We start from the raw sequence: 24,554 nt of genomic DNA on the forward strand, positions 1-24,554 counted from the left end.
TTATATTTAATACCTGTTCAGTATTAACCGGTGAAAATTAAAAGAGCAATAATATTTTATAAAATATTATTGCTCTTTTTTTATTTAATAATATCATTTAAAGTTATATTTTATGGTTGTGAAAAAATGGAGGCACGTTATAAGCGACGGGAGTGTGCAAATAGAAAAATTTATGAGTTTATCGGTAAACACGTTGATCCTGAGATTGCTGTTAAGCTAGGACTGGAGGGAACGCATCGTGTTAAAGTCGCTATTGCTATCGATATAAAGGGGAAGATCGCTAAACTAGAATCAAATTCTGATAACAAGAAAATAACTAAAGACATCAAAAAAACATTTAAAAAAAATTCTGCCATGATCCCTTATAGAACTAGAGGTATACTATCATCTACACGCCTAATTCTTCCAATAACTTTAATGGGAATACCCCAAAATTTTGTAAAACTTCGAGGCAAAAAGTCTTGTTTTTGTGAGGTTGAATTTAACGTGGCTTAGCCGAAAAGAAATAAGTAAGTTTTACTGGTAATATACAATCCTGTTGGACTTTTATAGTCTGGCAGGATTTTTTTGTTTAAAGCCGTTTTTTTAATAACCGTATTTATCCTTCCAGCGCTGTTTCAAAAAGTCGCGATGCGCATTTTCTCGAGCATTATTTCCAGGCTCATAAAGCTTTGTGTTTTCAATTTCCTTAGGAAGAAACTCTTGCTCAGCAAAATTGTTTTTGTAGTTGTGTGCGTATTTGTAGTTGTCACCATAACCAAGTTCTTTCATAAGTTTGGTCGGTGCATTTCTAAGCTCTATCGGTACGCCTAAATCACCAGTTTGCTTTACCAATTGCTGCGCATTTCCAATAGCCATATAAGCAGCATTACTTTTTGGAGAACACGCTAAATAAGTAGCACATTGGCTAAGTATAATTCTAGATTCCGGATGCCCAATAGTACTCACTGCCTGAAAGGTGTTGTTTGCAATAACTAATGCTGTAGGGTTCGCATTTCCAATATCTTCAGATGCCGAAATTAACAAACGTCTAGCAATAAATTTAACATCTTCACCACCTTCAATCATACGTGCCAACCAGTATACCGCACCATTTGGGTCACTACCTCTAATAGATTTTATAAACGCCGAAATAATATCGTAATGCTGTTCGCCTGTTTTATCATAACGAGCCGTATTGTTTTGTACACGTTCCAAAACGGCCTCGTCGGTTATTACAATTTTATCCTCACCAAAGCTATTTACCAGTAACTCAAAAACGTTTAATAATTTACGTCCATCACCACCCGAAATTCTCAATAAAGCATTCGTTTCCTTTAAAGTGATTTTTTTTTGAGATAGAAATTCGTCATTTTCAATAGCACGTTTCAGCAACGTTTCTAAATCTACCTTATCAAAAGCATTTAAAATATAAACTTGGCAACGGGATAAAAGTGCAGGTATTACCTCAAAACTTGGGTTTTCTGTAGTCGCACCAATTAGTGTAATCCAACCTTTTTCAACGGCTTGTAACAGCGAATCCTGTTGCGATTTGCTAAACCTATGTATTTCATCAATAAATAAAATAGGGTTCTTTGTGGTAAACAATCCACCGCTTTGTTTGGCTTTATCAATAACATCACGAATATCTTTAACTCCAGAATTTATAGCACTAAGCGTGTAAAAAGGTCGTCCAGATTCCGATGCAATAATATTTGCCAATGTAGTTTTTCCGGTGCCTGGAGGCCCCCAAAATAACATCGACGGAATTAATCCTTGTTTTATATGTTGCGTAAGTGCGCCATTTTTGCCCACTAAATGCGTCTGACTCACGTAGTCTTCTAAAGTTCTTGGGCGTAATCGTTCTGCTAAAGGTGCGTTCATAAATGTAAAATTAAAGTAAATTCTTGTCAAATTAGAATACTTCAACATCCAATTTTTAGTTATTTTGGGCGTGCCCCAAAAAGGGTCGGGCTTTCACTACTCGCTCCTTCTAAGGTCGGGAGCTCAAACAAGCCGTTCAATCCCTCACGCGGGCCAATCTGCCAATTTAGCACATTTTATAAAGTTGGATAACTATTTGTTATATTCATCACAATGAAACAGCACAAACATTTTAAATTCTCACCAGGAGTCATTGCGTATCCGGTGTTTTTCGTGCTTACCATTTGGCTCGTATTTTGGTTCGAAGTACGTTTTGGATACAATTTAAGTAAGTACGGCGTTTATCCACAAACCTTAAAAGGACTAAGAGGTGTTGTTTTTAGTCCGTTTTTGCACGGTAATATCGAGCATATCTATCACAACACCATTCCGTTATTTGTACTCTCCACGGCGCTGTTTTATTTTTATAGACCAATAGCTTGGCGCGTTATTTTATTTGGGATTTTAATTTCGGGATTTTTAACTTGGTGCATTGGTAGACCATCTTACCATATTGGGGCAAGCGGACTCATTTATGTTCTAGTAAGTTTTACTTTTTTTAAAGGTGTTTTTGCAAAACATTATAGGCTTATTGCATTATCGCTTTTAGTTATTTTTCTATACGGAAGCATGATTTGGTATACATTTCCGATAGAAGAAGGTATATCTTGGGAAGGGCATCTATCTGGTTTAATTACCGGCTTGGTCTTTGCGCTTTTCTTTAGAAAAGAAATAGCTAAGCCTAAAAAATATGCTTGGGAACAAGAAAATTACAACGAAGAAAACGATTTGTTTTTACAGCATTTCGACGAAAATGGAAACTTTATAGAGACCAAAGAAGAACCCGAAATAGAGGAGGAGCTAGAGCCCCTCTCTATAAGGTATATATTTAAAGAAAATAAAGATTAGTAGTATAAAATAAACTAATAATTACTTTACCATTCTTTGTCTTACGGCTTCATATAAAAAAGCACCACAAGCTACAGAAACATTTAAAGATTCAATTTCACCTAATAAAGGTAATTTAGCTTTAGAATCTACAACCTTTAAAGTCGATGGATTAATTCCTCTACCTTCCGATCCCATAATAATGGCACAAGGCTCAACAAAAGAAACATCGTAAATAGTATCGTTTGTTTTTTCGGTAGCAGCAATTACTTTAATATCCGATGCTTGCATGTAAAATACCGCATCTTTAATGTGGTCTACTTTACAAATAGGAATTTTAAACACAGCGCCAGCACTCGTTTTTATGGTGTCGCCATTTACAGGTGCACCGCCTTTTTTCTGAATAATAATACCATTAACACCTGTGCATTCTGCAGTACGGATAATAGCTCCAAAATTACGAACATCACTAATTTGATCTAGCAATAAGAATAATGGTGTTTTGCCAGATTCTATAACCTCTGTAATTAAAGCTTCCATATCATGAAACTCTATTGGAGATATTTGCGCTACTGCTCCTTGGTGATTTCCTTTGGTTAATCTATTTAGTTTTTCTACAGGAACATAAGATTTGTTAACCGATTTTTTACTCAATAAAGATTCTAACTCATTAAATAATTCGCCATCCAATCCTTTTTGAAGGAATACTTTATCAATAGTTTCGCCAGCATTTATAGCTTCTATAATGGCTCTAATACCAAAAATTTGTGTTTGTTCTTGCATGCTGCAAAGGTATAAAAAAGCCGTCTTAAATAGTAGGAGTTTTATAAATCATTCTTTTAAAATATAAAAAAGCGAATGTAAATGTTAAAGAAAGTGAAAATAGTAATTTCAACTTTAGTTTTTTGTAATTTTGCATCGTGATAAAAACAATTTTACATAAAGGCTTTGCTATACTAATGAGTTGTTTAGTATTGTTTTCAACAGTATTTTTTACTATTGAAAAGCATTTTTGTGGTGATGTTTTGATAGATGTTTCTGTGTTTTCTGAAGCTCAAAATTGTGGTATGAAAACAGGAACAGTAAAGCATAAAGAAAGCTGCTGTAAAGATGAGGTCAATGTTGTAACAGGCCAACGCGAACTTAAATTTTCTTCTTTTGACGATTTAGATTTTGTTCATCAACAATTTATTACCGCATTTTCATATGCATTTATTAATCTTTTTGAAGGTTTAGAAAAACAAGTTGTTCCTCACAAAGATTATTCTCCACCCAATTTGGTAGCCGATATTTTGGTGCTAGACCAAGTGTTTATTATTTGATAAAATAGATAATTGTTTTTTCCGCGAAAGCGTAAATCTCATCATGTTCTAATTTTACTCAAATATATTTCAAAAAATGATACATACCTATAAGGTTGCAGGCATGACCTGCAACGGCTGCCGTACATCGGTAGAAGATAAACTTAATGCTATGCCGTTGGTTAAAACGGCTACGGTTTCACTCGAAGATTCGGAAGCTGAAATCGAAATGACTAAGCATATTCCTTTAGAAGGTTTTCAGGCAGTATTAGCTGATAAATACACGATAACCAAAAGCCAAGCGAATAATCCTAATGTAATGGCTCCAGAAAAATCCGAGTTACAGCAGTTATTTCCATTGTTTTTAATTTTTGGTTACATTTCTATTGCTGCTGTATTATTAAACGTAGCACCATGGAGTGCAACGGGTTTTATGCTCGATTTTATGGGCTTGTTTTATGTGGTATTTAGCTTTTTTAAATTGCTTGATTTAAAAGGGTTTCCGGAGAGTTTTAAAATGTACGATCCGTTAGCTAAGGCAATACCTGCTTACGGTTGGGGATATCCATTTATTGAAGTGGTTTTAGGGGTTATGTTTTTAATGCGAATAGAAATTTCTATAGCATTAATAATAACCTTGGTGATTTTGGGCATAACTACAATTGGTGTTGTAAAAACACTGTTAGATAAAAAATCTATTCAATGTGCGTGTTTGGGGACGGCTTTAAAATTGCCCATGACCAAAGCCACTTTTATTGAAAACACTATCATGATTATTATGGCTATTAGCATGTTAATTATGATGGCTTAAAGCTTTGCTCTTTTCGAAATTCTTATAAAAATAAATATGAAAAATATAATATATATCATGTTATGCTTTCCTGTATTTCTGTTTTCTCAAGAGAAATTAACAGGTGCTATTTTGGAAGCTAACGATAATAATACACCAATGGGCTTAGCAGGTGCTAACGTTTATTGGCTTAATACTTCTATTGGTGCGGTTACCGATATTGACGGTAAATTTAGTTTGCCATACGAAACGAGTTATAAAAAACTGGTGATAAGTTATGTTGGTTTTAAAACCGATACACTTACTGTTAATTCTTTAAAGCCTATTAAGCATTGGTTAAACCCAACTAGCGATTTAGATGAGGTAACATTAACCTCTAGAAAACAGGCGACATCAAAATCTTATATGCAGGCACAAAACGTGTTTACTGTAAGTAGCGATGAACTTTTAAAGGCAGCTTGCTGTAATCTATCTGAAAGTTTTGAAACTAATCCATCTATAGATGTTAATTTTGCCGATGCTGTTTCAGGAACTAGACAAATAAAAATGCTGGGACTTACAAGTCCATATATTTTAATAGCTACCGAAAATATCCCTTCTATTCGTGGGGCATCTCAGGCTTTCGGGCTTAGTTTTATTCCTGGTACTTGGGTAGAAAGTATTCAAATTACCAAAGGCGCAGGTTCTGTAGTTAATGGTTACGAGAGTATTGCTGGGCAAATTAATGCAGAATTGGTTAAGCCTACAACCGATAATAAGTTGTTTGTAAATCTATTTGGTAACATTGCTGGACGTTTTGAACTCAATACCCATATAAATACAAAAGTGAACGATAAATGGAGTACTGGGCTTTACTTACACGGTAATGTGCATAACCAAAAGCACGACGTGAATAACGATAACTTTTTGGATATGCCAATTTATAACCAGATTAATGTTATGAACCGCTGGCAGTATACCGATGCCGAAAATGGTTTTATGAGTTTTATTAATTTGAAAGTTCTAAATGATGAAAAACAAATGGGTGAATTGGATTTTAATCCACAAACCGACAAATTAACAACCAATGCTTGGGGTAGTGAAATAAACACGAAACGTTATGAAGTTTCGAGTAAATTGGGATACGTAAATCCTGAAATCCCTTACCAAAGTATTGGTGTACAAACGGCTTTTAGTCATCACGTTCAGGAATCTTATTTTGGGTTAAATCAATATGATATTACACATAATAGCTTATATGCTAATGTCATCTATAATACTATAATTAGTGATTCTCGACATAAAGTGAAAACAGGTGTGAGTTACACTTACGATGATTATGATGAGATGGTAAACTTAACAGACTACGGGCGCGCAGAGCATTCTGTTGGTGCTTTTTTTGAATATAATTTCGATAATTTAGATAAGCTTAATGTTACTACTGGCTTACGGGTAGATCACCATAACTTATTAGGCAATTTTGTAACGCCACGAGTGCATGCGCGTTATACTCCATGGGAGAAATCTGCTATTCGAGCCTCTTTTGGTCGTGGAAGACGAAGTGCTAATATTTTTACTGAAAATCAGCAAATGTTTGCGACGTCTAGAAGTATAAATATTTTAAATTCCGGAGGAAATATTTATGGTTTAGATCCAGAAATTGCATGGAATTACGGACTATCATACCTTCAAGGGTTTAACTTGTTTGGTCGAAAAGCCGATGTAACTTTAGATTATTATAAAACAGATTTCAAAAACCAAGTGGTTGTAGATTATGAAAATCCTCGAGAAATTAATTTTTATAATTTAGAAGGAAAAAGCTTTGCTAATAGTTTTCAAGCGGAGTTAAATTATAATGCGTTTGAACATTTTGATTTACGTTTAGCATATAAGTATTATGATGTTAAGACTGATTATAAATCTGGAGAATTAGAGAAAGCTTTAGTTCCTAAAAATAGATTTTTTGCAAATGCATCATACGAAACAGCTAAACAAGGTGTGAATAATTCACATTGGAGATTCGATACTACGTTTAATTGGGTAAGTGAACAACGTTTTTCTTCTACAGCAGCAAATCCGTTACAATATCAATTACCAGAATACTCACCAACCGTTGGAACTCTAAACGCGCAAATCACCCATGTGTTTTCTCCTAAATTTGAAGTATATTTAGGTGGGGAAAACATAACAAACGTTAGACAAGACAATCCTATTTTGGGCGCAGATGATCCATTTGGACCTAATTTTGATTCTACTTTTGTTTATGGTCCAATTTTTGGTTCTAATTACTATATGGGATTACGATTTAAAATTATTTAATGCTAACAACTTAAAAATATATATTATGAAAAAACTATTAATTATTACCTTGTTACTTGCCGTAACAACATCATTTTCACAGAGTAAAAACGAAAGAGCATCTATAGAAGTAGATGGCGTTTGCATGATGTGTAAAGCTAGAATAGAAAAGGCGGCCATTAGAACAAAGGGTGTTAAATCAGCGGTATGGAGTGTGAAAACACATGAATTGAAATTAATTTATGATGGAAGAAAAACAAATTTAGATTCTATTAAATCTAGTGTTTTAAATGTTGGCCACGACACTATGGATCTAAAAGCAACAGAGGAAGCTTATAATACAGTACATCCATGTTGCCGATACAGAGATAATGAGGTTATAGATGATCATAAAGGCGAAAAAGAAGAGAATGATCATGATGAACATGCTCATTAAATATTTAAACTTATAATAATTGTTTAAAAGTTCACCTTAAATTTAGGGTGGACTTTTTTAGTTTTTATAGTTGAATGAAATTTGAGCGGATACTACTAACAAGTAAATTTTTTTATGATGCCTTATAGAATTTATGTTATCGAATTATCAAAACGTGTCTATACAGAAAATGCGAAATTTAGAGCGGCTAATCCGCAATTTAACGGCGTGCTACAATGTGTGTATGTGGGCGTGACGAGTAAAACTCCTAAAGAGCGATTTATACAACATAAAACGGGTTACAGAAATAAGAAGGGGCATAAGTTATCTGCTAATATTGTAGAGAAGTACGGAGCTTATTTACGTCCTAGTTTATACAATCATATCGATCCAATAATGAGCAGGGCAGATGCCTTAAAAATGGAACGTATTTTATCTTTAGAATTACGACGCCAAGGTTATGCCGTTTGGTTTAATTAGAAAGTAGTTTTAGAAAATAGCTTATAGTTTAAAGCAAAAAAACCTGTGAAATTTAATTCACAGGTTTTTTTAGTATGATTTTAAAAAGAAATTAGATACCTAAATCTTTCTTTACATCGTTTAATAAATCTTTACCATCAGCAAGAATAGTTACACCAACTCCTGAATCTAAAACGTAATCAAAACCTTGAGCTCTTGATACTTTTAAGATAGCTGCTTTAGCTTTTTCTGTAATAGGTTGTAACAATGCAATTTCTTTTGCTTGCAAATCTTTTTGTGCATCTGCTTGAAATTGTTGTAAACGTTGTTGTTTTTCTTGTAATTCTAAAATACGCTTTTGGTTCTCTTCATCAGTTTTATTCTTAGCTTCAGCTTCGTATTGTTTTTGAAGATTTTGAAATTCTGTAACAGAACCTTGCATATCCGTTTGGTATGTTTTGCTTAAAGATTCTAATTCTGCTTGTGCCGTTTTCATCTCTGGCATAGCTTTAATTAATTCTTGTGTATTTATATGGGCAACTTTAGTTTGAGCTTGAGTGAAACTAATTGTTCCAATACATAATGCAGTTGCTAATAAAAGTGTTTTAAAGTGTTTCATTTTGTAAATAGTATTTGTGTGTTATAAATTATTAATTTTTGTTTAAGCTGTCTTTTGCTTTTTGGCGATCTTCTAATATTTTTTGTCTTTTCGCCTCCAATGCTTTTTTGCGTTCTTCGCGTTCTTTTAATTTTTTTAATCTGTTTTCTTCAATAAGTTCAGCTCTTGTTTTGGTTTCGCCTTCTGTTTTAGTAGCTGTACTTTTTGAAGCCGTTTCAGTTTCTTCTTTTGTAGCGTTAGTTTCTGTTTCAGCTCCCGATCGTTCTTGTTTTGCTTTTTCACGATCGTCTAATATTTTTTGTCTTTTATCTGCGGCAGCTTTTACTTTAGCTTCTCGAGCAGCTAACTTCTTTTGCCTTGCAGTTTCAATCGCACTTTCTCTTTCAGCCTTTTTTTCTTCTAATATTTTTTGTCTGGCTTCTAGCTCTAAGTTTACCTCAGGAACAATATCTTCTTTTTCGGCAGCTTTACGTTCCGCTTTAGATTGTACTTGTGTACGTTTTGATGTTCTAGTAATGCTTCTTAAAACTTGGTCGCTAATATCTAAAGAATTTGCGACATACAACATACCTCCATTAGCTTTATCTAATACTAATTGATATTTTCTTGCAGCAACAATAGTTTGAACAGCTGCAAATATTTGATCTTGAACAGGCTGCATTAATTGTCTTTTCTGTATAAACAAATCGCCATTAGGTCCAAATCGTTTTTGTTGGTAGTCTAATATTTCATTTTCTTCAAACGTAATATCTTCTTCGCGTTCTTTAATTAATTCTGCTGTTAGAAGCGCCTTCTCGTTACTTAAGTCTTTTCTTTTTTGTTCAACAGTTAATAATTTCGCTTGAATTTCGTTTTTCCACTTATCAGCCTTTTGATTTAATTGGGCTGTAGCTTCTTGATATTCTGGTACGTTTTCTAAAATATATTCACTATCAATGTAGGCTAGGCTTACACCACGTTGCGCATGGACCGATAGGGTTAACATAAAAACTAGGGTCAATAAAAAAAGAACGTTGTTTTTCATCTGCTTAAATATTTTTATCATTTATGTTTTATAAATTCTAAAAACGACAGACGATTAATTTTGTTGCTGTCAGTTCTATGAATTGTTTTTTATCTGATTGAATTCCTTAATTTTTAATGGTTCCTGTTGGAACTTGCAAAATAAACATTTTCGTTGTTATGGAAAATTTTTAATTGCTCATTTCAAAATTAACGAAATTTAATCTTAAAAATTTCAATTCATATTCAAATCATCATGGTGTTAATAGAAAATATCGTGCCAAAAATAATTTACAGGTTAAAATTGTTGACCAATAATGAAGTGTGTTTCCCATCCGTTTTTAACACCGCTGTTATCAATTGAATCAAATCCATGACCAAAATCGATACCTAATAAACCAAATGCTGGCATAAAAATACGGATACCTAATCCTGCAGAACGTTTTAAATCGAAAGGGTTGTAATCTCTAAAGTTATCAAATGATGCTCCACCTTCTACAAAACCTAAAGCATAAATTTTAGCAGATGCCGCTAGGGTAATTGGGTAGCGTAATTCTAAAGAGAATTTATTGTAAATAGAACCACCATCTTCACTAGAAAGGGATTGGTTAGGGTAACCACGTAGTTGTACAACCTCACGGCCATCTAAACTATAATTAGCTAAACCATCACCACCTACAAAGTATCTTTCGAAAGGAATTACACCACGATCTTGGTTGTAGGCTCCTAAGAATCCGAATTCAACATTAGGTCTTAATACTAAATCTTTAGCAACTTGTGTATACCAAGTTCCTTTAAAGTTTACTTTATAAAATTCTAACCAGTTATAGCGTTCTTGATCTATTTCTCCAGCTCTCTCAAAATCATCTGTATCGGTAAGATCTAAATCGTCATATTCTTCTTTTAACTCCGAGTAATCTGTTCCGTTAAATAAAGAGTAAGGTAAAGATGCTTTTGCAGTTACAGAGAAGCTAGACCCTTCTATAGGGTAAACAGGGTCTACACTTGTATTGTTTCTACTTAAACCAATAGAGTAAGATAAGTTATTTGAAAAACCATCTCCAAAGGTAAATAAACCAGTGTTGTAATTATTTAAATCGTAACGTTGGTAAGATACAGATTGAGATAATACGAAGAAATCATCTGGCACAGTTAAACGTTTAGCTAAACCAAAAGTAATACCTGTAATATTGAAACTTCTACTTTTATCTGCTTCGTAGTTTGTGTAATCGTATAAAAATTGTTTAGTATGCGATAAAGATGTCGAGAATTGTACCGGACGTTTTCCGCCTAACCATGGCTCAGAGAATGAGAAACTATATGTTTGGTAAAATTGACTGGCTTGTAAACGCAATGCTAGTTTTTGACCATCACCCATTGGTATTGGTTTGTAGGCATCTTTCTTGAAAATATCTTTAATAGAAAAGTTATTGAATGATAAACCTAAAGTACCAATAAAGCCACCACCACCGTAACCACCTTGTAATTCAATTTGGCTAGATCCAGTTTCTTTAACCACGTATTCCATATCGATAGTACCTTCGTTTGGATTAGGATTGTTAAAGTTTGGAGTAATTTCTTGAGCATCAAAGAAACCTAGTTGTCCAAGTTCTCTAACAGTACGTACTACATTGGCTTTACTATATAGTTGGCCTGGACGTGTACGAATTTCACGATATACAACGTGATCGTTTGTTTTATCATTTCCAACTACAGATACACTATTAAAATAAGCTGGTTTACCTTCTGTTATTCTAATTTCCATGTCGATAACATTGTTATCGGCACTAACTTCTACGGCATTAATATTTGAGAATAAATACCCGTTGTTTTGGTATAAGTTGGTAATATCGTTAGCATCTGGTTTTGTATCATCTGCAATACGCTTTGCTAATGTAACACCATCGTAAGTATCGCCCTTATCAATACGTAATAAGCGGCTTAGTTGTTGGTTGGTATAAACAGTGTTCCCGATAAAAGTAATATCTCCAAAAGTGTATTTTTCACCCTCTTCTAAATCAATTTTAAGAGAAATCGTTTTGTCATTATTTACAATAATACTATCTGATAATACACGAGCATCTCTATAACCGTTTTCTTTATAAGTATCAATTAAGCTTACTAAATCTTCTTTGTAATCGGCTTCAATAAATTTAGAGCGCTTAAGTAAACGAATTGGGTTTTTCTTTTTAGTGTTCTTCATACTCTTTCTAAGCTGCTTTTCGCTTAAAACAGAATCGCCACTAAAGGTAATATCGTCGATTTTAACTTTTTCACCTTTATCGATATTAAGTACCATGTTTACTCTACTTGTTTGAATAGAATCTTTTACATCAATGGTGTTAATATGTACTTTGGTGTTTAAAAAACCATCCTTTTTGTATTTACTAGTTAGGTAGTTTTTTGTTGTGGTTAAAAGGTTTTCGGTAACTTTTACACCTCTCTTAAGTTTGTTATCATCTATAATACCTTCTTTTTTACCATTTTTAACGCCATTAATTTTAAGGTCGTTAAGTTGTGGTAAATCGGATAAGTGGATTTCTAGAGTAGCAACATCCCCTTCAATATTGGTTACAAACACTTCAATATCACTAAAAAGATTGGATTTCCAAAGTTTTTTAATGGCATCTCTAATGTCTTCACCAGGGATTTTTATTTCTTTTCCTTTGCTTAAACCGGAGTAAGCAACAATAGTTTGCTCACTAAAGCTAGTGTTTCCGGAAACGGTAATTTGTCCTAAAGTATAAGTTTTACCGTTTTTGTAATCTAAATCTTGAGCCTGAATATTAAAACAACTTACAAAAAGTAAAAATGCTAAATAGCACTTTGAGTATGTTTTAAAAGCTAGTAAATTAACTAAGTTGTTCACTTGTTTTCCCAAATCGTCGTTCTCTTTTTTGATATTCAATAATAGCTTCATACAAATGTTGCTTTGTAAAATCGGGCCAAAGTATACTTGTAAAATATAGTTCTGCATAAGCAATTTGCCAAAGCAAGAAATTACTTATACGCTGCTCCCCACTGGTTCTTATTAGCAAATCTACGTCGGGTAAATTTTGCGTGTAAAGATGCTCATTAATAATTGATTCTTCAATATTTTCGGGCGAAATTATATTATTTTTAACTTTAATACTAATCTCCTTAACAGTATTTATGATTTCTTCGCGAGAACCGTAGCTAAGTGCCAAGGTTAACGTCATGCGCGAGTTGCCCTTGGTTTTGTCTATAACCTCATGCAGTTCTTTGTATGCTTTTTTAGGTAATGTGCTTAAGTTTCCAATAGCCATTAACCTAATATTGTTGTCTTGTAATGTCTTTATTTCTTTCCTTAGAGCAGAAACTAATAGCTTCATTAATGTTTGAACCTCTAGTTTCGGGCGGTTCCAGTTTTCTGTAGAAAAGGCATATAGTGTTAAGTTCTCTACACCAAGTTCTGCACAAGCCTCTACGGTTGTTCTTACAGATTTAGTGCCATTTTCGTGCCCAAAAGCACGAAGCATACCTTGTTGTTTAGCCCAACGTCCGTTGCCATCCATAATTATGGCAATGTGTTTAGGTAATTTGTCTAGTTGTATGTTTTCTTTTAAGTCCATTTTAATCGTAACAATAACAGGGTTTAATTCCGAAGGTGTAAGTTAATGTAATTCCTGTAAAAGTGTACCAATCGTTATTATTAATATTTCCAAATTGGTATTGTTGGTTTTCACTACTTTCCGGGAAGTTACCATCTATATTGTCGGTAAAGGTGTAGCGCGCTCCAACTTCAAACCCAAGTATAAAATTGCCTAAAATGTTTGTTTTGTAACCAATAGCCATAGGTATCCCAACGGTCCAATCTTTTCCGCCTTCAGGGATTTGCAGACCATTTTCAAAATGATTGTTGCTAAATTGTGTAGCCGTAATACCGCTATATAAGTATGGTGTGCCAATTGTTTCGCCTGAATGAAGATTAAAATCTACAAAAGTAAGCTCCATTCCAACAGCTATTTCTAGTAGGTTAGAGTCTAAAGAATAGTCGCGTTGTATACGGCGTGGGTCTTTAGAATCGCTGTCTTCTGCTTTTAGGTCGGCGTATATTAAGGATATTCTATACGAGTGTCTAGTGCTTCTATTCCATTTGTATAGTAGTCCAATGGCTGGACTATTAGGGGCGATAAAGTTAGTTTCGCCAACATCGCCAATTAAATTACTGCCACCTACATATACACCAATTTCGTTTATTTGAGCATGGTTTATTTGGGTGCTTAATAGGCTTAATGCCAATATGATTAAATATCTCATAGATGTTTAAAAGTTTGCAAATATAATAAATAAGAATGGACTGTTGCAATTTGAGGTTAACAGTATGAGTTTAAAACTGTTTTTATTTGAAATTATTGTTTTACGAATAATTAGAATTATGCTTTGGCTATTATGTTTTAGTAGAAGACAAGAGTTTTACATCGATGTAATAGGAGGCATTAATTGCTCTGAAAAGATAATAGATGAGTGGGTTTTTGAATTGAATTAACTTTAAGATGTTCTAGTTTTTAATAAATGAAAGCTCATTTTTGTTTTACATTGAATGAAGTAAGGATGGTTACATATTGGTTAATACCCATAGTTCAACTTCTTCAGTGCTTCTCCAATATTGATCCCTTTTTGTTTTAGATGAAGCCTTTTTTACCGATTTTTTATAACATTTTTCCAATTGAAATCTATTGCCATCAGCTAATTCTGTTTCTATTGGGTGTTCTTGTGATGCGTTTGTAATTTGTGCTAAGTTTGAAAATATAAGGACGAGCTTTCCTTGAGGTGCTAATCTTTGTTTTGCCGCTTCAAAAAAATCTGGGAATAAGGTTTTGTTGTAGTAAATAGCATTATCTATACTATTTATGTTATGAGTTTCTGGTAACCAAGGCGGGTTGAAAATAATAAGTTCGGTTTGGTTTTTCCATTTGCCAAATAAGTTTCCGAAGTCTAATTCTATTTTCCGAGAGAGTTTGGTGTTGCCCATGAACTCGCTTAGGGCAAAAATGGCATTTGGGTTTATATCGGTTGCAAATACTTTTTGAAAACCGTGTTGTACCATTAATAAAGATAGCACGCCACAACCTATGCCAATATCTATTGCCGATTTTTTTGCTCCGCTGTAGTGTTTTAGCCAGTTATCGAAAAGTGATAAATGCTCAAAACGTGTTGGGAAATACGTTCCATAATAAGGATGCATTTTATTGCGAAGTACTGGTATGGAAACACCGTTTTTATACCATTGCCAAGCACTATTTAAACCTTGTATTTGTGGAAACGTTAAAAAGAAGTGGTTGTTTTCGGGATAAAATTTTTCTAACCAGCCAATACTAGGCGATTTTTTTGCCGATAGTTTTTGGTCTGTAACCTCTAATAAAATAAGATTTGAAAGTTTAAAGTACTCCGAGCGATAGGCTTGCTGTTCTATAAATGATTTGTTTGGTAGTTTTAAGTTTAGATGGGTGTGAAGGTCTTTTAGTAGCGCCATGCCATCGCTATAAAAATCTTTTATAAGTATGGGTTTTCCTTTTACAAGGTTTTCAATAGTAAGTGCGATGTCGGTATCTCGCTTAAAGGATTTTAATGTTTTGCTAAAAGCAATAGGTGTGGGTTTATTTACTTTTAGATCGGTAAGCATAGGCGGATTTGGTTTTTCGATAAGGTAGGTAAACCATAATGCCTATTACTGCTATTTGAAATTAATTGAGTTCTTTCTTTTTTTGAAGGTATTGTGTAGGTGGTTGTAAATATTCTGAAAATCTAAAAACATTGCAAGTACCCGCGTTAGGGATTGATGCGGCATCCTTTTTTGTGCGCGCCTTATGTTTGCAAATGAAGACGCGCCTTATGGTTTAAGACTGTTTTATAGTTTTTGGCTAGGTGTATTGTGCACAATAAAAGATATAGCGGAAAGCCCGACCCTTGTGGTAACGCCCAAAAAGTGAATTATTGATTACGTTTATCTTCGCCCCAAAGTAGTTTTTTTCTAAGGGTTACTAGGAAGCTTTCGCTAGGTAAATCGATCATTTTTATTCTGAAATCGGCCTTTTTTATGGTGATTAATGTGCCATTATCTAAGGTTGCAATTCTAGAATCTAGAGAGACTAGGTGTTGTTCTTCACGACCATTTACTTTAAGTTGTATTTCGGTAGAATCTGGTATTATTAATGGGCGTGCACTTAAATTGTGCGGTGCTATTGGTGTTAATGCAAAACTGTTAGCTCCTGGTGTTATTACTGGTCCGCCGCAACTTAATGAGTAACCTGTTGAGCCAGTTGGTGTCGATACAATGAGGCCGTCGCTCCAATAGGAGGTTAGGAGTTCGCCGTCTAAATAAGTTTCTACGGTTATCATTGAGGTGGTGTTTTTTCTGCTTACTGCAATTTCGTTTAAAGCGAAATTCATAGATAATATATCGTCGTTTTCTGGCGATGTTTCTACAGAAAGTAAAGTGCGTTCGGATATTTTATAATTGCCATCTATAATGTTTTGCATGGCATTTTCTATCTGGTTTACTTGTATGGTTGCTAAAAAACCAAGGCGACCTGTGTTAATGCCAATTATTGGGATATCTAGATTTTTCACATAGGTTATGGCACGTAAAATTGTACCATCGCCACCAATACTTACTAGTAAATCGAAGGAGTTATCGAGTTTGTCGAAGGTTTTAAATGATGAATAGTCGCTTTCGTTTTGCGATTCACTTTTTATAAGATTCGAGAATTCGGTTTCAATATAGGCATCGAATTCTTTTTTGAGTAAATAGTTTAGAAGCGTTTCTACAGAGGTGGTAGTTGTTTTGTTGTAAAAACGTCCAAAAATTGCAACTTTCATAAAATTATATATCTAAGTACTTGTTTAAATAATCCGATCGTTCTTTTAGGCTTTCAATATAGCTGTCCTCTTCGTGGCCAGAAATAATATTATAACTGTAACGCCTGAAGGTTTGTATAATTTCGTTTAGGCCTGTGTTCCCTATTTTAAGCGTAACTTGTACTAAGTCGCTATTCATTTTAGATATAAATGCGCCAAGTAGTTTACCATCGTTAGATTCTACAATTTGGCTAATTTCACTAAAAGAGTAATCATTCACTCCTTTTTCAATAACCAACACCCCTCCAACTTCGGAGAAAAAAGGCGATTCGTTAAAAAGGCTAATCACATCGTTAAGTTCATAATACCCAAGATATTTATTTTGCTCACTTAAAACGGGCATAATATTGGTTGAGTTTTTAGCAAATGCTTCTAAAACATCGAGCCAAAGCGTATCGTGACGTACAAAGAAATCTTCGAAGGCGTATGGGTATTCCGATAGAGGTTTAGTGCTATCAAAACAATGTGCATCGGTTTCCGATAAACTGCCTAAATATGTTCCGTTTTTATCAGACACTGGAATATGCGAAAACGTTAACTGATTGAACAGTAATTGTAGTTCACTAATTTTACTAGTGTTCTGTAGTGGTTTTATATCGTTTATAATGTATTCCGAAAGTTTCATAACGCCCTTTTAATAGGTATGCAAATTAATCAAAAAAATAGCAATTATGCTTGTTCTACTTTGTATTTTTGTGTTTTAAAATGTATTTATGACAAAGTTAAGTGTTAATATAAATAAGATTGCCACGTTAAGAAACTCTAGAGGTGGTGATGTGCCTAATGTTGTTGGGTTTGCAAAAGATGTACAACGTTTTGGGGCAGAAGGTGTTACTATACATCCCAGGCCAGATGAACGACACATTAGATATCAAGATGCACGCGATTTAAAACCAGAAGTTTACACTGAATATAATATTGAAGGTAACCCTGTAGAATCGTTTTTAAAACTAGTTTTAGAGGTAAAACCAACACAGGTTACTTTGGTGCCGGATGCTGAAGATGCTATTACAAGTAATGCCGGTTGGGACACTATAAAACACAAAGATTTTTTAGTTGATGTTATTAAGGAATTCCAGAATAACGGTATTAGAACATCCATTTTTGTCGACCCTGTTTTAAAACAAATTGAAGGTGCTAAAGCTACCGGAGCAGATCGAATTGAACTATATACCGAGGCCTTTGCGCATCAATATGGTTTGGGTAACGAGGCTGCAATAAAACCTTACATTGAAAGTGCCGAATTGGCAAATAGTTTAGGTTTGGGTATAAACGCAGGTCACGATTTATCTTTAGATAATACAGCGTTTTTTAAGCAAAATGTACCGGGATTATTAGAAGTTTCTATAGGTCATGCTTTAATTGCAGAAAGTTTATATTTAGGCGTAGAGAATGTAATACAAATGTATTTACGTAAATTGAAGTAAATTATAGAGTTTAGATTTAGAAAATAGAATATATAGAAATAGGAGTGAGGTGCTGTTTGTACTTTAGAAGGATTTAAGACGTATATGGAAGAGAAAAGATTGTTACATTCAAATATTTTAGGTGAAGGAAAACCATTTGTAATTCTTCATGGATTTCTAGGAATGAGTGATAACTGGAAAACACACGGAAAACATCTTTCTGAACAAGGGTTTGAGGTGCATTTAGTAGATCAAAGAAATCACGGTAGAAGTTTTTGGGATGCTAATTTTAGTTATGAAGTGCTTGCTGAAGATTTGAAAACATATTGTGAAGCGCATAACTTAAAAGATATTACATTACTTGGCCATTCTATGGGTGGTAAAACCGCAATGCTTTTTGCTTGCGAATATCCCGAATTGGTCTCTAAATTAATAGTAGCCGATATATCTCCACGTTTTTACCCAGTACATCACGATGGGATTTTAGCAGGATTAAGTGCTTTAAATTTTGATGTTATAAAAACAAGAGGAGAAGCTGATACTGCTTTAAGTGGTTATGTTGATGATATTGGCACCCGACAGTTTTTATTGAAAAATTTGTATTGGATTGAAAAAGGAAAATTAGCATTGAGAATAAATCTTGATGTTTTAAAAGAAGAAGTATCAGAAGTTGGTGAAGCTTTACCAAGTTATTCTAATTTCGATAAGCCTGCGTTGTTTATGCGTGGTGATCGTTCGGAATATATAGGTGTTGGTGATGAAGCTATTATTAAAAATCATTTTTCTGATTTTGAAATCGTTACTATTGCAAACGCAGGGCATTGGTTGCATGCAGAAAACCCGAAAGACTTTTTTGCGGCTCTACTTAATTTTATTTAATCTTAAAATAAAAACATTATGAACACAATAATTAAACTTTTAGTAAACGCTATAGCTGTATTTGTATTAGCAAATGTGCTTTCCGGAGTTCAGGTAGATGGTTATCTTTCTGCAATAATAGTAGCATTGGTATTATCTATTTTAAACTTATTAATTAAACCTATTTTGGTTATTTTTACTTTGCCAGTAACAGTTATTACATTAGGCTTGTTTTTGTTAGTAATTAATGGGTTAATTATTCTTCTAGCCGATGAGTTTATTAGTGGTTTTTCTGTAGATAATATTTGGTGGGCTATATTGTTTAGTGTGCTTTTATCTATTCTTCAATCTATATTACAATCCTTTTTTACTACCGATAAAAAGAGCTCATAAATAAAGAAGAATTATTCAATTTGAAGTTAAGAAAACGCGAAGTGAATTAAAATGCTTGTGTTGGCGTGGTGTCCGTAAAGGAAACCTCATAAAATCAGCAAATTAAAAACTTTGTTAGGATGTAAAAATATTGTACTTTTGCATCCCGATTTTAGTTGCTAAAAAATCTAAGAATTATACAGATTAAATTTTTTACTAAAATTTGGTTTTTCTATTAACTTAGAAGAATTCAAAGAAATATAAGGTTTTAGACCTAATTGTTAAATGCCTTTTCAGGCTTATATCATTAAAAATGAATATTACAAGAGAAAACGTTGATGCATTAAATGCAGTGGTAAAAGTAGATATCGCTAAAGAAGATTATAGCGATAAAGTTGAAAAAATCTTATTAGATTACCGCAAAACAGCAAATATTCCTGGATTTAGAAAAGGGCATGTGCCAATGGGAATGGTGAAAAAACAATACGGAAAAGCAGTTTTGGTTGATGAAGTAAACAAACTTTTGCAAGATGCTTTAAACAAGTATTTAACTGAAGAGAAATTAGATGTTCTTGGACAGCCGTTACCTAAAACACAAGATGAAATTAATTGGGATGCCGATCAATTTTCATTTGAATTTGAATTAGGTTTAGCACCACAATTTGATGTTGAATTAAAGAGCAAAAAAGCCATCACACAATATAATATTGTTGCTGATGATAAAATGATTGATGAACAAATTGAACGTATTCAAAAACAATACGGAAAATTAATTCCTCAAGATGTTGTAGAAGCAGATAGTGAAATTACTGGTGCTTACACAAACGAAGAAAAAGAAATTGATAACACAGTAACTTTAACTTTAGATAAATTTAAAGGAAAAGCAACAGCAAAGCAGTTTGTTGGAGCTAAAGCTGGAGATGTTATTGTTTTAAAAACAAAAGGTCTTTTTGAAGATGATCACGATTTAATGCATGCATTAAAATTAGGTCACGATGAAGTACATGGTTTAGATATTGAAGTATCTTTTACTATTACTGAAGTTAACAAAAGAGAATTAGCTGATTTAGACCAAGAATTATTTGATAAGCTTTTTGGTGAAGGAGCAGTTAAATCTGTATCAGAAGTAAGAGCAAAAATTAAAGAAGATGCTGAAAAGCAATTCGTACAACAAGCAGATCAAAAGTTATTAAACGATGTAACAGAGCATTTAGTTGAAAATACTAAATTCGATTTGCCAGCTGAGTTTTTAACGAAGTGGATGCAAACTGCAGGTGAAAAAGAAATGGATGCTGACCAGGCTAAAGAAGAGTATGAGAAGTCTGAAAAAAGCTTACGTTACCAATTAATTGAAGGTAAGTTAATCGAGGCTAATAACGTGCAAGTAACTATGGACGATATTAAAAATCATGCAAGAGAAATGATTAAAGGACAAATGGCTCAATTTGGTCAAATGAATCCTTCTGATAAAGAGTTAGATGATATCGCAGCACGTGTATTATCAAACCAAGAAGAGGCACGTCGTATTTCAGAACAATTAGTAAGTCAAAAATTATTATCTGTTTATAAAGAAAAGGCAAACCTTAAGGTTAAAGAATTAAGTTACGAAAACTTTGTTAAAGAAGTTTACGGCGACAAATAAATAAATAATAAATGATTATCTTTAGGCGCTTAAATCTATTAGATTTAGGCGCTTTTTTATTCAAAAACAAATTATATAAATAGTTTTATTTAGCACAAACGCTTTTAAGTCAATGTGTTAAATTGAATTTAATATCAAAATAATATATGGATTACGCAAAAGAATTTGAAAAATTCGCGATAAAAGATCAAGGTATTAGCAGTACATACTACAATAAAATTATTAGTAGTATGTACCCAACTAATTTAACGCCAAACATTATTGAAGAACGCCAAATGAATATTGCCGTTTTTGATGTGTTTTCGCGTTTAATGATGGATCGTATTATTTTTCTAGGAACCGGAATTAATGATCAAGTTGCAAACATTGTACAAGCACAACTTTTATTTTTAGAAAGCACAGATGCTAATAAAGATATTCAAATTTACATTAACTCTCCAGGAGGAAGTGTATATGCTGGTTTAGGTATCTACGATACTATGCAGTTTATTAAGCCAGATGTAGCAACTATTTGTACAGGTATGGCTGCTTCTATGGGAGCTGTTTTATTATGTGCAGGTGCAAAAGGAAAACGTAGTGGTTTAACACATTCACGTGTTATGATTCACCAACCTTTAGGTGGCGCGCAAGGACAAGCTAGTGATATTGAAATTACGGCAAGAGAGATTTTAATCTTGAAAGAAGAACTTTACAACATTATTAGTAAGCATTCTGGTCAAGATTACGACAAAGTATACGAAGATAGTGATAGAGATTACTGGATGAAAGCCGATAAAGCTAAGGAATACGGTATGATCGATGAGATTTTAGCTCGTAATTAATAAAAAAACACTAACTTTAAAGTGTTGGTATAAAGGGGATTGAAATTTATATGCCTCAAAACAAGGAAGATTAATGGCAAAAGAAGAATTAGAATGTTCGTTTTGTGGTCGTAAAAAACCGGAAACAAATTTGTTAATAGCAGGATTAGATGCACACATCTGTGATAGATGTATTGAGCAAGCTCACGGTATTGTTATAGAAGAATCTAAACAAAACGATAGCAGCGATTTATCTGCGGAATTAAAACTACGTAAGCCTTTACAGATTAAAGAGTTTTTAGATGAGTATATTATTGGTCAAGACATGACTAAAAAAGTAATGTCTGTAGCCGTTTATAATCACTACAAACGCTTATTGCAGCCACCAACAAATGATGATATTGAAATTCAAAAATCAAACATCATTATGGTTGGGCAAACCGGTACAGGTAAAACCTTAATGGCGAAAACCATTGCGAAAATGCTTAACGTACCTTTAGCTATTGTAGATGCAACTGTATTAACAGAAGCTGGTTATGTAGGTGAAGATGTAGAAAGTATTTTAACACGTTTATTACAAGCAGCCGATTATAATTTAGAAAAAGCTGAAAAAGGGATTGTTTTTATTGATGAAATTGATAAAATAGCACGTAAAAGTGACAACCCTTCAATTACTAGAGATGTCTCTGGTGAAGGTGTACAACAAGCTTTATTGAAGTTATTAGAAGGTACTGTTGTAAACGTGCCACCAAAGGGCGGGCGTAAACATCCAGATCAAAAATTCATTGAAGTAAATACTGAAAATATTTTATTTATTGCAGGTGGAGCTTTCGATGGTATTGAAAGGCATATTTCAAAGCGACTAAATATGCAGGCAGTGGGGTATAGTGCTTCTATGTCTGACGAGAATGTGGATCAAAGTAATTTGTTACAATACATAATTCCGAAGGATTTGAAAGATTTCGGTTTAATTCCTGAAATTATTGGAAGGCTTCCTGTGTTAACGTATATGGATCCTTTAGATTCTAAAACATTAAGAGCCATTTTAACAGAGCCTAAAAATGCTATTATTAAGCAGTATAAAAAACTGTTTAATATGGATGAAGTAGAGTTTTCTATTAGTGATGGAGCTCTAGACTTTATTGTTGGTAAAGCTATTGAGTATAAATTAGGAGCAAGGGGATTACGTTCTTTATGTGAAGAAATTTTAACCGATGCTATGTTTGAATTACCAAGTAGCGAGGATAAAAAGTTAAATGTGACTCAAGCTTACGCTGAAGAAAAACTTACAAAAACAACCATTAAAAAACTGAAAGCAGTTTCTTAAAGTTAAATTGTATTATAATTTAAAAAGCCATTTGTAAATATATTTACAAATGGCTTTTTTATGTTATATAAACATAAAAAAAACCGACTCTAACACATTGTTAGGGTCGGCCTTAAAGTCAACTAGTTTTAGGGAATAAGTTAACTTTAGTTATTGATCATTACTTTATTGATAGCATGTATTACACCATTTCCGGCTTGTACATCTACAGCTATAATCCCAATATCTGTAGATCCAGATCCATCGGTAATATTAGCAATATTATTTCCTGTTCCAGGTAATGTAATGGTAATATCATCGCCTTCAATTGTAGTTGCTGTTGTATCACCAGGATTGTTTAACATGCTAGATGTTACGTTTGCTTCTTTTATTACATGGTGTAATAATATTTGCGTTAACGGTCCTTCTTCTGGAACTGCAGCTAAAGCAGCAAAGGCATCATTTGTTGGTGCGAAAACCGTAAAGTTTGGATTTAAGTTATCAGAGTTTCCTGTTTCTGTTCTTGAAAGTACAGCTGCAAAATCTGTAGCAGGCGTTAAAGTTGTTAAAGCTTCTACTAAAGTAGAGAACGTTGGGTCTGCAAGTGCAAAGGTTACCACAGTTGGTATATCGATAACCGTATCTACTGCGTGAATGATACCATTAGTTCCAATAACATCTGCTTGTATTACACTAGATATTCCGTTAAACATAACGCCATTAGTTGTGTTGTAATATAAACTTAATGGACTTTCTCCAGGTCCAGTTGCTCCTGTGTTGGTATATCCAGCCTCTAGATCTACTAAAGCCGTCGAAGTTATAGACGAACCAATAATAACATGATTCAGTAATATTTGAGATAAGGCAGCAGTATCAACGTCTCCTAGTGCTGTACCATCTAAAAAGGTGTTAAAAGCGGTATTAGTAGGTGCTAAAACTGTAAATGGTCCATCGCCACTAAGTACGTTAACTAAATCACCATCAGCACTACCTAAAGCTGCTACTAAATTGGAGAAGTCTGAGTTTGCTACAGCAAGATCTACAATGCTTGGTAATCCTAAAACAGCATCTATAATATGTACTGTTCCATTAGATGCACTAACGTCTGCTGCTGTAACTGTTGCAACGTTGTTGAAAGTAACTCCATTAGTTGCATCAAAATAAATACTAATATTCTCATCTCCTGCTCCAGTAGCACTTCCCGAAGTATATCCAGATCCTAAAGAAACTAAATCACTAGCAGATACATCGGCCATGATTACATGGTTAAGCAGAACTTGAGATAATACATCTGTTGGTACCTCTTCTAAAGAAGCAAATCCGTTATCAGATAAGAAAGTTGCAAAGGCATCATTAGTAGGTGCTAAAACTGTAAATGGTCCGTCTCCACTTAATACGGTTGCTAAATCTCCATCAGCTCTAAGTAAGGCAGCTACTAATGAGCTTAAACTCGGAGTTTCTTGTGCCAATTCTACAATGTTTGGTGTTGCGGCTGGTGTTTTAGTGCCATCGTCATCACTACTACATGATGTTGCTATTAATGATAGACTAAAAAGTGCGATAAAAAAGTGTTTCGTTTTCATAATGTCTAATTTATTTTATTTTTTGTTAGACAAATATATGTAAAAATTTAAT

Annotated in this window: 24 protein-coding genes; 13 read left to right on the forward strand and 11 right to left on the reverse strand. The window is 33.6% G+C overall.

Translation table 11 applies throughout. The features are described 5' to 3' along the window. Positions 1–30 precede the first annotated feature (30 nt). A complete protein-coding gene (locus DFQ06_RS17375) occupies positions 31–495 on the forward strand; it encodes a hypothetical protein (RefSeq protein WP_133969141.1) in 465 nt (154 codons plus the stop codon). A gap of 90 nt (positions 496–585) precedes the next feature. On the opposite strand, the gene DFQ06_RS17380 is transcribed toward DFQ06_RS17375, so the two are convergent. Next, positions 586–1,863: a replication-associated recombination protein A gene (locus DFQ06_RS17380; RefSeq protein WP_074938954.1), complete on the reverse strand. Its 1,278-nt coding sequence runs from the start codon at positions 1,861–1,863 to the stop codon at positions 586–588. 213 nt (positions 1,864–2,076) lie between these two features. Between DFQ06_RS17380 and DFQ06_RS17385 the strand changes: the two genes are divergently transcribed. Further along, a complete protein-coding gene (locus tag DFQ06_RS17385) occupies positions 2,077–2,811 on the forward strand; it encodes a rhomboid family intramembrane serine protease (protein WP_133969143.1) in 735 nt (244 codons plus the stop codon). 21 nt (positions 2,812–2,832) lie between these two features. Here DFQ06_RS17385 and rlmB read toward each other — a convergent pair whose 3' ends face one another. Then, positions 2,833–3,573 carry a 23S rRNA (guanosine(2251)-2'-O)-methyltransferase RlmB gene (rlmB, locus tag DFQ06_RS17390; protein WP_042505242.1) on the reverse strand — a complete coding sequence of 247 codons (741 nt, stop codon included), beginning with the start codon at positions 3,571–3,573 and terminating at the stop codon, positions 2,833–2,835. A 137-nt stretch (positions 3,574–3,710) separates the two neighbouring features. On the opposite strand from rlmB, the gene DFQ06_RS17395 reads away from it, so the two are divergent. The 5 genes from DFQ06_RS17395 (at position 3,711) to DFQ06_RS17415 (ending at position 8,053) form a co-directional block, all read left to right on the forward strand. Next, complete coding sequence (locus DFQ06_RS17395) at positions 3,711–4,112, forward strand: HYC_CC_PP family protein (RefSeq protein ID WP_449500858.1); 402 nt, start codon at positions 3,711–3,713, stop codon at positions 4,110–4,112. A 76-nt stretch (positions 4,113–4,188) separates the two neighbouring features. Then, positions 4,189–4,902 carry a heavy metal translocating P-type ATPase gene (locus DFQ06_RS17400; RefSeq protein WP_133969147.1) on the forward strand — a complete coding sequence of 238 codons (714 nt, stop codon included), beginning with the start codon at positions 4,189–4,191 and terminating at the stop codon, positions 4,900–4,902. Between the two features lie 36 nt (positions 4,903–4,938). Then, complete coding sequence (locus DFQ06_RS17405; RefSeq protein ID WP_133969149.1) at positions 4,939–7,179, forward strand: TonB-dependent receptor; 2,241 nt, start codon at positions 4,939–4,941, stop codon at positions 7,177–7,179. Between the two features lie 25 nt (positions 7,180–7,204). Continuing rightward, a complete protein-coding gene (locus DFQ06_RS17410; protein ID WP_052416232.1) occupies positions 7,205–7,594 on the forward strand; it encodes a heavy-metal-associated domain-containing protein in 390 nt (129 codons plus the stop codon). A gap of 117 nt (positions 7,595–7,711) precedes the next feature. Continuing rightward, complete coding sequence (locus tag DFQ06_RS17415; protein WP_042505239.1) at positions 7,712–8,053, forward strand: ribose-5-phosphate isomerase; 342 nt, start codon at positions 7,712–7,714, stop codon at positions 8,051–8,053. A gap of 91 nt (positions 8,054–8,144) precedes the next feature. On the opposite strand, the gene DFQ06_RS17420 is transcribed toward DFQ06_RS17415, so the two are convergent. The 8 genes from DFQ06_RS17420 to DFQ06_RS17455 all read right to left on the reverse strand — a co-directional run bounded on the left by DFQ06_RS17420 (position 8,145) and on the right by DFQ06_RS17455 (position 17,160). Next, the gene (locus DFQ06_RS17420) at positions 8,145–8,651 is read right to left on the reverse strand and encodes an OmpH/Skp family outer membrane protein (protein ID WP_042499074.1); all 507 of its coding nucleotides are present in this window, start codon (positions 8,649–8,651) and stop codon (positions 8,145–8,147) included. A 31-nt stretch (positions 8,652–8,682) separates the two neighbouring features. Next, positions 8,683–9,636, reverse strand: a complete 954-nt coding sequence (locus DFQ06_RS17425; protein ID WP_235833575.1) for an OmpH/Skp family outer membrane protein — start codon at positions 9,634–9,636, stop codon at positions 8,683–8,685. Between the two features lie 315 nt (positions 9,637–9,951). Beyond that, positions 9,952–12,573 carry an outer membrane protein assembly factor BamA gene (gene bamA, locus DFQ06_RS17430; protein ID WP_074938966.1) on the reverse strand — a complete coding sequence of 874 codons (2,622 nt, stop codon included), beginning with the start codon at positions 12,571–12,573 and terminating at the stop codon, positions 9,952–9,954. Continuing rightward, the gene (locus DFQ06_RS17435; protein WP_074938968.1) at positions 12,506–13,246 is read right to left on the reverse strand and encodes an isoprenyl transferase; all 741 of its coding nucleotides are present in this window, start codon (positions 13,244–13,246) and stop codon (positions 12,506–12,508) included. The genes bamA and DFQ06_RS17435 overlap by 68 nt, the downstream gene beginning before the upstream one ends. A gap of 1 nt (position 13,247) precedes the next feature. Beyond that, complete coding sequence (gene porG, locus DFQ06_RS17440) at positions 13,248–13,934, reverse strand: type IX secretion system protein PorG (protein WP_042499080.1); 687 nt, start codon at positions 13,932–13,934, stop codon at positions 13,248–13,250. A 298-nt stretch (positions 13,935–14,232) separates the two neighbouring features. Then, positions 14,233–15,300, reverse strand: coding sequence for a Rossmann-like fold-containing protein (locus DFQ06_RS17445; protein WP_133969153.1), 1,068 nt, complete (start codon positions 15,298–15,300; stop codon positions 14,233–14,235). A 308-nt stretch (positions 15,301–15,608) separates the two neighbouring features. Beyond that, a complete protein-coding gene (locus DFQ06_RS17450) occupies positions 15,609–16,496 on the reverse strand; it encodes an NAD kinase (RefSeq protein WP_074938972.1) in 888 nt (295 codons plus the stop codon). 4 nt (positions 16,497–16,500) lie between these two features. Beyond that, a complete protein-coding gene (locus tag DFQ06_RS17455) occupies positions 16,501–17,160 on the reverse strand; it encodes a CBS domain-containing protein (protein ID WP_042499084.1) in 660 nt (219 codons plus the stop codon). Positions 17,161–17,248: 88 nt separating this feature from the next. On the opposite strand from DFQ06_RS17455, the gene DFQ06_RS17460 reads away from it, so the two are divergent. The 6 genes from DFQ06_RS17460 (at position 17,249) to clpX (ending at position 22,940) form a co-directional block, all read left to right on the forward strand. Next, the gene (locus DFQ06_RS17460) at positions 17,249–17,962 is read left to right on the forward strand and encodes a pyridoxine 5'-phosphate synthase (protein ID WP_042505236.1); all 714 of its coding nucleotides are present in this window, start codon (positions 17,249–17,251) and stop codon (positions 17,960–17,962) included. A gap of 84 nt (positions 17,963–18,046) precedes the next feature. After that, a complete protein-coding gene (locus tag DFQ06_RS17465) occupies positions 18,047–18,820 on the forward strand; it encodes an alpha/beta fold hydrolase (RefSeq protein ID WP_042499087.1) in 774 nt (257 codons plus the stop codon). Positions 18,821–18,838: 18 nt separating this feature from the next. Then, complete coding sequence (locus tag DFQ06_RS17470) at positions 18,839–19,192, forward strand: phage holin family protein (RefSeq protein ID WP_042499089.1); 354 nt, start codon at positions 18,839–18,841, stop codon at positions 19,190–19,192. Positions 19,193–19,484: 292 nt separating this feature from the next. Next, positions 19,485–20,813, forward strand: a complete 1,329-nt coding sequence (tig, locus tag DFQ06_RS17475; protein ID WP_042499091.1) for a trigger factor — start codon at positions 19,485–19,487, stop codon at positions 20,811–20,813. Positions 20,814–20,959: 146 nt separating this feature from the next. After that, positions 20,960–21,634 carry an ATP-dependent Clp endopeptidase proteolytic subunit ClpP gene (gene clpP, locus DFQ06_RS17480; protein ID WP_042499093.1) on the forward strand — a complete coding sequence of 225 codons (675 nt, stop codon included), beginning with the start codon at positions 20,960–20,962 and terminating at the stop codon, positions 21,632–21,634. Between the two features lie 73 nt (positions 21,635–21,707). Beyond that, positions 21,708–22,940 (forward strand): ATP-dependent Clp protease ATP-binding subunit ClpX, encoded by a 1,233-nt coding sequence (clpX, locus tag DFQ06_RS17485; protein ID WP_042505233.1) that lies wholly within the window; start codon positions 21,708–21,710, stop codon positions 22,938–22,940. Between the two features lie 146 nt (positions 22,941–23,086). On the opposite strand, the gene DFQ06_RS17490 is transcribed toward clpX, so the two are convergent. Next, positions 23,087–24,502, reverse strand: a complete 1,416-nt coding sequence (locus DFQ06_RS17490) for a fasciclin domain-containing protein (RefSeq protein WP_133969155.1) — start codon at positions 24,500–24,502, stop codon at positions 23,087–23,089. Between the last annotated feature and the right edge of the window lie 52 nt (positions 24,503–24,554).

The sequence above is a fragment of the Algibacter lectus genome (genome assembly GCF_004368925.1).
Lineage (GTDB): Bacteria > Bacteroidota > Bacteroidia > Flavobacteriales > Flavobacteriaceae > Algibacter > Algibacter lectus.